Consider the following 13,960-nt stretch of genomic DNA (forward strand, 5'->3'; position numbering starts at 1 on the left):
ATGAGTAAATAAGGACTTCAATAATTACCGCAATATAAATTTGGACGATTATTCTCTCTCAAAATGACAAAATCATCAAGTTTTCTTATCTATTGATTGCTTTTATTTAACAAAAAAAACAAATAAAGACGGTTTTTACAAAACCTAAATGACTATAAAGTCTCTATTTAGAACAAAGAGTTATTTAAACTCAAACAAACAATAATGCTTTTGCAATATAAAAAACCCAGGCTAAACCTGGGTTAAAGAGTCATTAAACTATTATGACAGCTACATAACAGCAGATACAGCGTCCGCTTCATTAACTGGAGGCATAGAATTTTTACCACGTTTTTCCATTAAATTTTCATAAATTGACAGCATTGCCGGCAATACCAACAAAATTAAAAAGGTTGAAAACATCAAACCAAAGGCAATCGCTGTTGCCATAGGAATTAAGAACTGCGCCTGTAATGACGTTTCAAACAGGAGCGGGGTTAAACCTGCAATCGTTGTAAGCGACGTTAAGATTACCGCTCGCACTCTTTGCACTGCCGCTTCTTCTAACGCTTTATTAATTCCTAGGCCTGACGCTCTCAGCGATTTATAAAAACTCACCAAAATAATGGAATCATTGACCACTATTCCCGACAAACCAAAAAAGCCAAACATTGACAAAATAGTCATATCTAAGCCCATCCACCAATGCCCTAGAATCGCCCCCACTAAACCAAATGGAATCGCCATCATCACCACCAAAGGCCAACCATAAGAGCCAAACACCCAAGCCAGTACAATATAAATCATCGACAAACCAATCAATAAACCGACTTTCATATCATCCATCGTTTCAGCTTGACGTTTATTCTGCCCTTCAATGGTATAACTAATACCATATTTGCGCTCCAACTCAGGTAGCGCTGTTTGTTGTAAACTCTCCAGTATTTGATTGGCGTTATTGGCATTAGAGTCAACATCACCCACTACAGTAACGGCAAGCTGCCCATCCACATGGCGCATAGCATCAAAGCCTTGCTGAGTAGTCCAACTGGCAACTGAATTTAATGGCACACGTTCACCGCTAGGTGAGACCACCTGCATTTTATTAATTGAAGCTAAAGAGACCTGTTCCGATACTGGGTACTGCACACGCACCTCAACCTCATCTTCACCATCAGTGAAAATTTGCACTAATCGGCCAGAAAAGGCATCCGACAACTGACGACCTAAAGAGACATAAGTAAATCCTAACGCCTCCCCTTGAGGAGTAAGCTGATAGATTAATTGATCTCGACCAAATGGCAGGTCATCACGCACCCCACTAACACCTTGTATCTGCTGTAATACTTGCTCTAAATCTAAAGCGGCTTCTTTAAGTTTTAAAGGCTCAGCGCCAAACAGACGAACATCGACATCACTCCCAGGTGGCCCTGCTCTTGGCGCACTAATGGTTAAAGTATCCAGGCCTGGTGCCATGCCCGCCTTTTCTTGCCAAACCTTTACAAACTCCGCATTTCGTGTGGCTCTTAAATCAGGCTCTTCAAGTTGAATATTGATTGCACCATAATTCGCCCCAGCCTGAGTGGTCGTTTCGTTATAGTGAACCACGGCGGTTTTTAAGATACCTGGCTCAAGTTCTTTTTCAGTTTCCAATAGAGCCTGATAAAGTTGATCAACATAATCCGCTGTTACTGATGCGGGCGTACCCGCCACAAAACGGACATCCGCATTTAATTTAGTTGATTCAGGCGACGGGAAAAATACAAAACCTAAACGGCCTCCAGCTAACAGACCAATAACAAAAATCATCAGTGCAAGCGTGCTCGCTAAGGTAATACCACGGTGATGTAAGACCCAACGAATCACACTTCTAAATTGATGATGCCTAAAATGGTCTATAGCCGATTCTAAACGATAACGAACCGAACCTTCTTTGGCTTTTTTTACCCCTTTTAAGGCATGGCGCAAGTGGCCTGGTAAAATAGTGAAACTTTCAATTAAAGAGGCAAAAATAACCGCAATAATGACCAGTGGAATTGCAAACAGAATATTACCGATTTCACCACCAATCAACATAAGCGGTAAAAAAGCGCCTACGGTGGTCAATGATGAAGCCGTAACAGGCCCCAGCATTCGGTGTGCGCCACCTTCGGCGGCTTGTAAATCAGGCTCGCCCATTTCATGATGCGCTAGAGCATCCTCTCCCACCACGATGGCATCATCAACAATAATCCCCAACGCCATAATCAAACCGAACAAGCTCACCATATTGATTGAGCCGCCTGCCAAATACATAATCATTAAGGTCGCCATAAACGAAACGGGAATCCCCACCGCAATCCAAAAGGCCACACGTCCATTAAGAAAAATATACAGAATTAAAACAACCAGAATTAACCCGCCAATACCGTTATTAACAAGCAGCATAATACGTTGATTGACTAATGACCAAGTTTCATCATAAACCTGTAAGCGAACGCCTTGAGGCAATTGAGGTTCAACCTCATTTACCCACTTTTGCATAATCTCAGATGACTTTAAGGTATCGCCACTTTCGGCACGCATCAACTGCATTTCAATCGCCGTTGAACCATCTACCGTTAGAAAAGGGGCGTTTTTGATTGGTCGTCTTTCAACGGTTCCAATATCACCCAATGAGAGATTTTGTGAATCAGATACAATTAAAGGCATTTGATTAAACGCCATTTCGGTACGCTTTTGTTCCAAGGCACGTAAGTCACGCACACTATCGTTATCCCCCACTGAACCTGCAGGGTAATCTCGGCTCATGCCCGCCAGTTGATTACCAACAGACTCTAACGTCAGATTATGCTGTTCTAAAGTGTCCTGAGAGATTTCTACCGCCATCTCTTCACTTGGCAAACCTTTGAAATTAATTTTATCAATTCCACGGTTAAGTAAATCTCTCTCAAAGTTCCGCACTATTGGACGCAGCTCCTCCAAACTGCCCTTATCAGAAACCACTAAAACCCGCGCAATGGATTCATAACGTACGATTCTTTCAATAATAGGCTTTTGCGAGTCTTGCGGTAAATTCCTTAACTCGCCTACCCGTTGATTGATTTGATCTATCGCCTCAATCATATCAGTGCCCTCTTCAAACTTTAGCGATATCGAAGAAATCCCTAAAGAAGAGGTTGAGGTCATCTCATCTAGACTGTCTAGATTTCTCAGAACGCGTTCAACAGGCTCGGTAATACTGGTTTCCACATCTTGAGCATTAGCTCCTGGCCAAACAATTCGTACCGAAGCATAATCCAATTCAAAGGTAGGAAAGAACTGAACATTCAACTTCATCAATGCTACAACTCCCGAAAGAATCATAATCAGCATCAGCAAATTCGGCGCAACTTTATGGCGTGCAAAAACACCAATTATGCCTCGAGATTTAAACTTAGACTCTTTTGGATGAATATCCAAATCATCTTTTTCTGAATTTTCTAGCTGGCTCATTTAGCCACCTCAGCCACTTTTAACCCTGATGTTGCATTGGGTAAATGGGTAATACTGACCTTCTCTCCTTCAGAAAACTCGGGGTTTACTAAAGCCCATAATTGGCCATTTCGCATTACCTCCCCCACTATTTGTACCGTATGGGATTGCAAACGCCCCTCTTCTACAAGGTAAAGTCGGTTATTACCGTAAATGGCACTGTAAGGCACTGCAAGCACCTTGCCTTTGACAACACCACGTAAACTCACCTCCATCAACTCACCAGGTCTAAGCTCCAATAAACTACTCGGCAGTTTAAAAAACGCATCTAACCCACTGGTGGTTGCTTCACCCGCTAAACGCAATAGAGGCAATTCTGTCTCTTTGTTGGCCGATTGATAAATGGCATTTAAAGCCACATTTTCTCGTAAGGCTTTTTCAAGCACAGGCAATTGAGCCACAGGTAACTTAGCCCTTAATTCCAAACTCTCTAAAGAGTAAAAACTCACCATTACTGCACCCGCATTCACACGAGAGCCCTCACTCACGTTCACTTTAGCGATTCGTGCATCATAAGGCGCCACCAATTGCCCGCGCTTTAAATTCAACTGGGCTTGCTGATAAGTCGCCTGGGCTTTTTCAAGGCGCGCCTGGGCTTGAGCTATTTTCAACTGATTTTCTTGTACTGCTAATTTAGCGCCCACCACCACATACTCTTGCCTTACCAAAGCTTCATTGGCGATATCCAAAGAAGATTGTGACGCCAGGTTTTTCTGCATTAATTGTTTTGCACGAGTAACTGCAGTCTGCTTTAATTTAAGCACCTTGCTTTCGTGTTCTAAACGTTTTTGATTGGCTTGGTTGGTTAATTTCTGCAATGCCAACTGAGCTTTTGCATCCGCCGCATCCGCTTTGGCTTGGACTAGAGGAATTTGCAAATCTGACTCACTCAAAAAGACCAATTTCTCACCTTTTTTGACGGCCTGCCCCTCTTTAACAAAGACCTGCTCAATCACACCGCTTACAGGCGCTGAAGCAGAAACCATCGAATAAGATTCAACCTTACCGTACAAGGTCTGCACTGGCGCTAAGCTCTCAAATTTAGCGGTTAGCGTATCAACCATCCAGACTTTTTCTTTAATCTCTACTGGCTTCTGCACTGGCTTTGTGGATTTCATATACACAAACACCACAATGGACAATGCAACAATCAGTAATGGAATTAAAAAACGCTTCATTTTTTGCAACATCAGACTTTGCTCTTTTATCTATTTTAGGACTCATTTCAAAAAATAAAGTCTCATCTTAATTTGTTTTAGGCATTCTACCAGGCCTGGTAAAAACCAATTTTATACTTTAAAAATAATGATTACGACGAATAACCCTGAAGAAAATCTTTAATTTGTTTAATCCTAGCTTGCTCAATCGCTACCGAAATATCCGCCCCTTTGACTCCCGTTGCCAATATCTGCTGATTATCTATTTGATTGGCCGCTTTTAAGACTTGAAGCCAAAATGATTTTTGGCGATATTCTACATTTTCAAAACCTAAACGCCCTTTTGCATCGGCTTCACAAGCCACTAAAATCGACTCAAAGTTTTTTGCATCTTTCAGCGCTCCGCAATGTTTCAATACTTTTAAATAGGTTTTGGGCTTTAAGTGAGGCATGCCATCCGAAGTTAACCCTTGATGAATTAAACCGTGAAACTCGGTGACTTTCTCCGCCATTATTTGAGTCTTTTTTGGCAATCGATAGCGCTGCGCCAATTTGGTTACTAAAGGGACACCAGCCCCTTCGTGGCCTGTATGTTTTGGCCATAATTCTTTTGGCGTAATGCCTTTACCTAAATCATGCACTAAAGCAGCAAAACGGACGTTTTCACACTCACTCAACTTAGCTGCGGCATCCAGAACCATCATCGTGTGAATCCACACATCGCCTTCTGGGTGATATTTTTCAGGCTGGGTTACACCGTGTAATGCACTTAGTTCTGGAAACAGCTTTTCTACCGCTCCTACACTGTCCAAAACCTCAAAAAACACACTGGGTTTCGTTGTTTTAAGTGCTTTAACCACCTCCTGCCAAACACGCTCAGGCGTTAAATCGCTTAACTCACCAGAAGCCACCATCGCAGTCATAAGCCGCTTAGTTTCATCTGCTAAGGTAAAGCCATAAGAGGCCAGTTTGGCGGCAAAACGCGCCACACGCAGTACCCTTAATGGGTCTTCTGAAAACGCATCAGACACATGGCGCAAAATTCGATTTTCCAAATCTACCAGGCCTGCATAGGGATCAATAAGATTGCCATCAGCATCTTGTGCCATCGCATTAATCGTTAAATCTCTACGAATCAAATCCTCTTCAATCGTTACAGTGGGATCTGAAAACACTTCAAAACCGTGGTAGCCAGCGCCTACTTTACGTTCGGTTCTCGCTAATGCATATTCTTCTTTGGTTTTGGGATGTAAAAAAACGGGAAAATCTTTACCGACCTGCTGATAACCTTGAGCAAGCATCTCCTCAGGCGTTGCGCCAACAACCAGCCAATCCTGATCATAAGCTTGCTTACCTAGCATGGCATCTCTAACCGCGCCCCCAACTAAATATATCTGCATCTACAAAAACCTATTATTTCTAGAGTTCTAAAAACACCATTCTACCTAAACATAGAAAATGTAAGGTGAAATCTACGAATCAATTCAAACAAAAAAGCCGTCAAAAATGACGGCTTTTAAATCGGTTACTATGGTTAACAAATTAAATTAACTTATTACACTAGCTCACTTGGGTTTCTACCCGCTTCTTTACGGTAGAAATTATAACGTTCACGAATATCGTGTGGAGCGGCATACGTTGAAATCGACCACTCCAAACTACTTGGAACAAAACCAAACTGGGTTGCAAAGTCAGTATCGCTTGTCATCTCTTTATTTAACATAAACAGCTGTGACTTTGAAACCGACGCTACTGGCGCAAAGGGGCCAAAAAAGGCCATAATATTTGCATTCAGTTTACACATTGGGAAAACAATCGCGTCTTTTTGCATCAACTCAGCCACCAACTCACCCAGCTCTTTCATCGTTAAACGTTCTTCACCTGCAAGCTCTATTTTTTTACCAAACGTTTCAGGCTTTTTAATGCTTGAAACCATTGCTTGGGCAAAGTCTTTAATCCACAAAGGCTGAACAACCGTAGCTGAATTAGCCACCATTAATAAATCCATACGATTTAACTGCTTTACAAAACGTGTTGTAGTGTCATCACCTTCTCCAATCAACAGACTTGGTTTGAAGATGGTCACATTTGCATTAGCGACATTGTGCATCAAATTATCGACTTCACCTAGCTCACCAAGCCAGTCAGAATTGGGCGCATTATTATTCGCACCAATCTGTGAAAGACTTAAAACACGCTTCACCCCTGCCGTCTCAGAAACAGATTTAATTTTTTGCGTCACAGAGGTCAAATCTTTTTGCTCAACCATTTCAGTAGCGGTTAAACGATCTGTCGTTAAATTAACAACAATACTTGCACCTTCAACAGCCGCTTTAAGCTGCTCTGCATTATCGTAGCTTTCTAAAGTATGCAAAGTCACATTAGGATAAAGCAAAAACTCTCTAAATCTCTCAGGACGTCGTACCACAACCTTTACTTCGTAACCGGCTTTGGACAATTCGTTTACAACAGATTTTCCAACAAAACCTGTTCCACCAAATACACTGACTTTATTTCCTAATAACATGCTTTATCCAATATTATTCATTCATTATTTTTTACCAAACCGAGTAAGAATAAGTAAATGCTGATGCAAGGTCAAGTTTTAATCTCAGATTCACCCTGTCTATTTTGATACAATACGCGCAAAATTAAATAAAGGATTAAAGCATGTCAGCCATTAACATTTCAGCCTACAGAAGCCCCAAAAAAGCCGAACTGTATTTATTTGTACCCGAAGAAAAAGGCTTAGAAGGCCTGCCAAATGAACTTTTAGTGATGTTTGGTGAACCTGAACACATCATTGATTTTGAACTCACTGCTGATAAAAAATTAGCGAGAGAAGATGCCACGAGTGTTTTGGAATCCATTAACACCAAAGGCTATTTTATGCAGATGCCACCTAATGAAATTGAGAAAATGGGTGACATGGCACCACCTCCTGAACGTTTAGATAATATCTGTTAAATACGAACAGTAGGCCTGTGAACTTTACGCCTGAATAACCAATTAAATCACTCAAGTATTTACAAACAACACAATGTGAATACAATAGAGGTTTAGTTTTAATTTCATCACACATTTTACAAGGAATATCAGCATGGCTTTTACTCTTCCAGATCTACCTTATGACTACGACGCACTTGAAGTCTCTATCGATGCTCGTACTATGGAAATTCACCATACCAAGCACCATAACACTTACATCACTAACTTAAACAATGCCATTGCAGATACTGAATTGGCTGACGCTTCTTTAGAAGAGATGATGGCTAAAGCAGGTACTTTACCTCCTGCCGTTCGCAACAACGGTGGTGGACACTGGAACCACTCATTCTTTTGGAATGTTATGTCTGGAGATAGCATGGGCGCGCCAACGGGCGCATTAGCCGATGACATCAATGCCACATTTGGTGGTTTTAATGCCATGAAAGAACAGTTCAACACAGCGGGTGCTACACGCTTTGGTTCTGGTTGGGCTTGGTTAACGGTTTCAGCCGACGGTAAATTAGAAATCTCTTCTACACCAAACCAAGATAACCCATTAATGGATTGCGCCGATACCAAAGGTACGCCAATCCTAGGTTTAGATGTTTGGGAACACGCATACTACCTACGTTACCAAAACCTACGCCCAGCTTACATGCAAGCTTGGTGGGATGTGGTTAACTGGGATAAAGTTTCAGAATTATACAGTGCGGCTAAATAACTTTATTCGCAACTAAAATAGTCTGACAAGCATTCACACGAAGGCACGAAGACACGAAGTTTTAAGAATCAGCATTCATCACCGATTGCCTGCTAACTTAGATTTAACCAAGTTAAATCTAAAACCTTAAACTCTTCGTGACTTCGTGCCTTTGTGGTTTCAAAACAAGGAGAATAAGATGGTCAGTTTAACTACCCCTGTTTGTGATTTTAACCAACCCGCTATCGACTTTAATTTACCTGGCGTAGATAACCAGGCCTGGTCACTTGAAAAAGCCAAAGGTAAAAATGGTCTTTTAGTCATGTTTATTTGTAATCACTGCCCTTATGTAAAAGCGATTCATAAACGATTAGTTGAAGACACGCGTATTTTGCGTGATGAATATGGCGTGAACAGTATTGCTATTATGTCTAACGATCCAAATGAATATGCAGAAGACTCTTTTGAGAATATGCAAAAAGTCGCAGAACTTTGGGATTTCCCATTTCCTTATGTTTTAGATGAAACACAAGAAACGGCCAAAGCCTATGGCGCCGTTTGCACCCCTGACTTTTTTGGTTATAACGCTGATTTACAACTACAATACCGTGGTCGTTTAGACGAGTCTCGCAAAGAGACTTCAGCTGAAGGTGTTAAAAGAGATTTATTAGAAGCGATGAAACAAGTCGCTCAAACAGGACAAGGCCCTTTAGAACAAATCCCATCAATGGGCTGTTCTATCAAATGGAAACCTTAAACAAAGCTTCCTTATCCAATCCCATCACACCCCTATAAATTAATTTGATTCGCTTCTAAAGTTAACACTTATATAATATCTGTTAACTTTATTACTTAAAATTTTGGGGCAAAACATGCTGAAATATCACTTTAAAAACCTCTGGTTTAGAGACAAATCGGAAGAGATTGTTTTTATAAATAAATATGCCGTGCAAATGCGTGCTGGTTTGATGTTACTCATACCTATTTACATGGTGATTATTCTATTCACAACGGTACTTGCCCCAACCTGGACAGTCTTACCAAACACATTTGTAGAAGAGACTTTTGATATGACTCAGGATTGGCGAGTCATTTTTAATGTACAGGCTTCTAAAACGGTATTTGATTACACCATTCCAAGTATTGTACTTTTATTCGGCTTATTTGAAATGCTGGCTGGTATGTTTATCAAAACCGCTTACCTTTCACCAACAATTCACATAGCGACATTTCTTACCCGAAATATCCGCCCTAAATGGGAACCTCTCAAACCCAAACGGTTTGCCTGGACAATTGGTGCGGTGTTAATTATTTCTTGCTTAATGTTTTTTAACCCTGATTCGGTCGCCAGAACGGTTAATGCACTCTTTAGCGCTGAACTACTAGCAACAACCAGTAACTGGATGCCAGATTTTATTCCTTTACTTGTCGGTATTTGTTTTGCATTAATGTGGTTAGAGGCAATTTTTGGTTTCTGTTTGGGCTGTAAGATTCACTGGATTCTGGCAAAACTTGGCATTTTTAAAGAGCATTGCTACAGCTGTATGAATGTAGATTTTGACCAAAAAGCGTGGATAGAAGAACGTAAAGCAATCGAAAAATCGCTTTAGTTTTTTGTTCACTTTTGAATTACATTAAAGCCGCTCATTTAACCTGAGTGGCTTTACGGTAAACACGAATTAAGTGATGTAACTCCCCCTTAATTTGCTGAACAGGCGCATTTCTCATCACTCCCAAATAACAATAATCCAGCAAATGAGCGAGTCCTTTAGGAGTCGTCTGAATAGGTGACAAGGTAATACGATTTTCGTTAACGCCCCTCTCTAATTCCTCTTGAATAAATTGAATGATAATTTGCTGTTTAGTATCAACCAAGTCTTCAGCCAACTCATTTATAGCAATATGCAAATCTTTCAAAATGAAATCATCATGCACATTTTCAAAAACTTTTTTTCCACTGGCAATTAAATACTCCTCAATCGCATCCCAGGGATCTTTTACATCAACCTCTTGCATTCTCGCTTGAGCTTCACCAATCGAATTCGTCATACAGTGTTGAACAACGTTTCTAAATAAAACCTTTTTATTTTTAAAATATTTATGAACCGTTACCCGAGAATAGCCTGTATATTCACTAATTAATGACATATTGGTTTTACTAAACCCACGTTGTGAAAAACATTTGAGCGCAAGTTCAGTAATTTCTTGCTTGGTATCTTTTGATGTCATTTTTATCTTTAAACTCTTTATAAAACAGCAATATTATAACGCTTCAAAAGTTAGATTTTAAAACCAAGTTTACCGTTACCAAAAGCACAGGCCTGGTAAAACGCTGATAACCATGGTTTTATTCATTCAACCAAATTCAACTCGGTTGCGCCCTAACGCTTTGGCTTGATAAAGTGCATTGTCTGCTCTGGTTATAACTTGATCAACACCATCTTCTGCTGTCGCCTCAGACACACCAAAACTCGCTGTTTTATGCCCAATATGCTCAAAAGTATGCTGACAAATGATTTGGCGTAACTTCTCGGCTAACTCTACAGCACCGTTTAGCTTGGTATCGACACATAAAATCATAAATTCTTCGCCGCCCCAGCGCCCAACGGTGTCAACCACCCTACAATTGTCTTTAAGCAGATTCGCCAGCTCTGTTAGAACACTGTCACCCACTAAATGGCCATATTGATCATTAACGGCTTTAAAACAATCAACATCAACCATAATGACTGAAAACGAGGATTGAGAACGTTTTACCCGTTGTAGTTCATTCTCCAATACGGCATCTAATCTCACTCGGTTACATACGCCTGTTAATGCATCGGTTTCAGAAATGGCTTCAATCATTTTTTCATTGGTAATATTCTGAGAGACCTCTCGATAACCAATAATCTTTTCACCTTCATATTCAGGTAGGAATGTACTGTCTAGCCAAAAAATGGAACCATCTTTGGCTTGGTCTTTGACCTGACCACGCCAGATTAATCCTTGTGAAAGCTTGTACCAAATCTCTTCACTCTGTTCATCAACACTATCTGGCGCTTTTAATATGGTACTTGGCTTACCAATGAGTTCAGACTCGTTATAACCGCTCAACTCACACATTGCTTTACTCACTTTGGTAAAGTTGTCCTCTAAATCTAATGAAGCGGTTACAACGTATTCATCAATAATCGCAAGTGCTTTGGTGTTTTTTTCAATTTCAACATTGAGTTTTTGTTGCAATCGAGAGGGCGAAACAGCAATAAGTAGGGCGGTCGGAATGGCTACCAATAGAATTAATAGCGCCAAATAGAGTGTGACCTGCAGGTTTTGCTCATTCAAACTATTTAAAAAATCTTTTTTGGTTTCCAAAATCAAGAACAGCTGTTCACGGCTTTTAAAGTCCTCTTTGAGCGAAAAACTAAACCAATCTTCAGAACGATATCTAGAGGTTTTTAAAACGTCCATGGTCATTTCTGGTAAAACGCTTGGGATTTTATAACCTGTATCAAGATACCTTGCCCAGTTCAAAGCATCATTAGGATTGATTAAAATATAGCCGTCCTCATCAACCAAATACACATTAAATTCTGAACTCTCTTGTAACACATCCAGTAAATGAGACATTTCTGTATTGATAATCACCAAACCAGCAAACACCCCATTATTAAACACGGGGCTGGCCACCCTTAAAGTGGGTCTAATAGGCAATTCAACACGCTGATTTTCAATATTTAGGTCAAGACTAGAGTGCCAAAACTGGCCTGGCGAAGCCGTTAACAACTCTTTGTAATAGTAACGTAGAGACTTATCTTGTAAGTTCACTTCAGGAATCAAAATAGATTGAAATGTACCTCTTGGTCTTTCAACTCGGATTTTTTCAAACCCTTTGGCGTCAATAAACCGTACTTGAAAAAATTGGTTGTTGGCATTTGAAACATACAAAAAAAGGTTTTCGGCTTGAGCCTGAGAGATTTGGCTTGGATGAGAGAGGTACTGTCCAAAAAGAGGGTTATCAATAATGGCACTCACTTGGTCTTCAATGCCTTTTAAAGCGAATCGAATCGCATTGCGCTTTTGATCTGCCTTGGTCTCTGCTAACTTATAAACATTTTCACTTAACTTATAACCTTCGGCATTATAGGTAACGAACGCTGTTAAAAACGCCACCACAAAACTAAAAACCGTGAAGTAAATAATGAACCGTAAATAGATTTTCTTAGTTAAGACCATCTTGCCACTCCAGGCTTATCATTAGAAATAGAACAACTATCACACTAACTAATGCAACCCATAAAGTCTATTCATTATTACTTATAGGAATGCAAACGGATTGTATTAACCCTCATTTAAACTCAATATAACCTCATGTTTAAGCTTGAGACATTTGCTTCTTTAATTGTTTAGCCGCCAAGGCGTACCCCCCTTTATTGGCATCCACAAAGTGAATATGCTCAATACCTGTTTTTTCCACTAAACAGGTAATTAGCGCGGCATCCGTTAAATGAAAGCCATAAAACAAAGTCCCTTTTTTATAAGCCTCTTCAAGCCAATCTAAGAGCGCTTGCACATTTTCTGAATCACCCGAAAGCACCGCACGAAAGGTATCATCCAACTTCATATAATCGGAATTCACCACCATCTCTTGCTTGTATTTCCCCCAGTCTCCATAAGTATTTTTGACTTTAAAGCGCATCCAAAGCTTACCAATCAAGTTCTCAACCCGAATGATTTGTCTCTCCTTCCATTGATGCCATTTGCTTTGATTCTGACTCTTGGCCAACACTTCCATATTGAGTTTATCTTTATTCAAAGAGAGTGACATACCTTGTACATTTAGAGGGTGGTGAAATTCCACACCCCCTAATAAATCCTGAATTTTTTGGTAAACATTTTGATACAGAGAATAAGCTTGCGCCTCTTTTTGTGCTTTAACCAGCAAGCTTAAGGTCACACCACGTTGACTAGGGACTTCGTTCCATCGACATTCGAAACCACTAAAATCGGCATTGGATGGTACATTTTTTTCTAAAGCAAATTCAGCGTGGTTTTTTATTAAACTATCTGCCTCTTCTAAACCACCCCCCATAAAAAAATACTGAACGAGTGACTCTGAAGCTTTATATTTACAAATATTAACAGGCCTGGTAAGTCGATTAACTGGCACTAAGCCTACTCTAAGTTCTAGCTTTAATGAATCCTTTGAAAGCTCTTGGCACCCTTTTAAAGCTTGCTTAACAACGGTGATTGAATCAGAAGGGATACAAAAGCTAGCGCCGTCCCCGCCAAAAGCAAAAGGTACTTTTAAAGGTTTAAGCGCATTAAGAACCGCAGCAATCGTACTGCCACCAATGGCATTTATATCTCGATAACGCCCCTCCTCAATGGCTTTGGTTGAACCTTTCACATCGGTTATCACAACCCACCAATCATCAGGCAATGGCTGATAAATCTCAGCGTGAAGTCCCTCTTCTAGGTGGGTTAATACAGCTAGTTCTTGTTCAAAATTAGCGGAACTCATTATCAGTTTTAATCCTTTATACTCACACGACCAGGTTATTTATAGTCTCTTATTCATTGGTGTTAATCAATCACTTAATCTTCATTTTCAGTCATACTTTCTTAATCAAACGCAGTAAAC

General features: G+C 40.3%; 11 protein-coding genes. 4 read left to right on the top strand and 7 right to left on the bottom strand.

Features of this window, described 5'->3' with window-relative positions:
- Window positions 1-270: 270 nt before the first annotated feature.
- From A379_RS05625 to A379_RS05640, 4 genes are all read right to left on the bottom strand, one after another.
- Window positions 271-3,453, bottom strand: a complete 3,183-nt coding sequence (locus A379_RS05625; protein WP_081696346.1) for an efflux RND transporter permease subunit — start codon at window positions 3,451-3,453, stop codon at window positions 271-273.
- Window positions 3,450-4,682, bottom strand: a complete 1,233-nt coding sequence (locus A379_RS05630; protein ID WP_040726572.1) for an efflux RND transporter periplasmic adaptor subunit — start codon at window positions 4,680-4,682, stop codon at window positions 3,450-3,452. Before A379_RS05630 ends, A379_RS05625 begins: the two co-directional genes overlap by 4 nt.
- A 119-nt stretch (window positions 4,683-4,801) precedes the next feature.
- Complete coding sequence (locus tag A379_RS05635; RefSeq protein ID WP_040726575.1) at window positions 4,802-6,049, bottom strand: multifunctional CCA addition/repair protein; 1,248 nt, start codon at window positions 6,047-6,049, stop codon at window positions 4,802-4,804.
- A 155-nt stretch (window positions 6,050-6,204) separates the two neighbouring features.
- Complete coding sequence (locus tag A379_RS05640; RefSeq protein ID WP_040726576.1) at window positions 6,205-7,176, bottom strand: NAD(P)H-binding protein; 972 nt, start codon at window positions 7,174-7,176, stop codon at window positions 6,205-6,207.
- 143 nt (window positions 7,177-7,319) lie between these two features.
- On the opposite strand from A379_RS05640, the gene A379_RS05645 reads away from it, so the two are divergent.
- The 4 genes from A379_RS05645 to A379_RS05660 all read left to right on the top strand — a co-directional run bounded on the left by A379_RS05645 (window position 7,320) and on the right by A379_RS05660 (window position 9,947).
- Window positions 7,320-7,616: a YcgL domain-containing protein gene (locus A379_RS05645; RefSeq protein ID WP_040726579.1), complete on the top strand. Its 297-nt coding sequence runs from the start codon at window positions 7,320-7,322 to the stop codon at window positions 7,614-7,616.
- 133 nt (window positions 7,617-7,749) lie between these two features.
- On the top strand, window positions 7,750-8,358 hold the full coding sequence (locus A379_RS05650) for a superoxide dismutase (protein ID WP_040726583.1): 609 nt from the start codon (window positions 7,750-7,752) through the stop codon (window positions 8,356-8,358).
- Window positions 8,359-8,536: 178 nt separating this feature from the next.
- A complete protein-coding gene (locus tag A379_RS05655) occupies window positions 8,537-9,094 on the top strand; it encodes a thioredoxin family protein (RefSeq protein ID WP_040726586.1) in 558 nt (185 codons plus the stop codon).
- A gap of 115 nt (window positions 9,095-9,209) precedes the next feature.
- On the top strand, window positions 9,210-9,947 hold the full coding sequence (locus A379_RS05660; RefSeq protein ID WP_040726587.1) for a DUF4395 domain-containing protein: 738 nt from the start codon (window positions 9,210-9,212) through the stop codon (window positions 9,945-9,947).
- 34 nt (window positions 9,948-9,981) lie between these two features.
- Here A379_RS05660 and A379_RS05665 read toward each other — a convergent pair whose 3' ends face one another.
- The 3 genes from A379_RS05665 to A379_RS05675 form a co-directional block, all read right to left on the bottom strand.
- A complete protein-coding gene (locus A379_RS05665) occupies window positions 9,982-10,566 on the bottom strand; it encodes a TetR/AcrR family transcriptional regulator (RefSeq protein WP_040726590.1) in 585 nt (194 codons plus the stop codon).
- A gap of 126 nt (window positions 10,567-10,692) precedes the next feature.
- Entirely contained in the window at window positions 10,693-12,552 is a 1,860-nt protein-coding gene (locus tag A379_RS12630) for a GGDEF domain-containing protein (RefSeq protein WP_051145024.1), read from the bottom strand.
- 139 nt (window positions 12,553-12,691) lie between these two features.
- Entirely contained in the window at window positions 12,692-13,840 is a 1,149-nt protein-coding gene (locus tag A379_RS05675) for a DUF3095 domain-containing protein (RefSeq protein WP_081696347.1), read from the bottom strand.
- Window positions 13,841-13,960 lie beyond the last annotated feature (120 nt).

It is taken from the genome of Thiomicrorhabdus sp. Kp2, assembly GCF_000478585.1.
In the GTDB taxonomy this organism is placed as follows: Bacteria; Pseudomonadota; Gammaproteobacteria; order Thiomicrospirales; family Thiomicrospiraceae; genus Thiomicrorhabdus.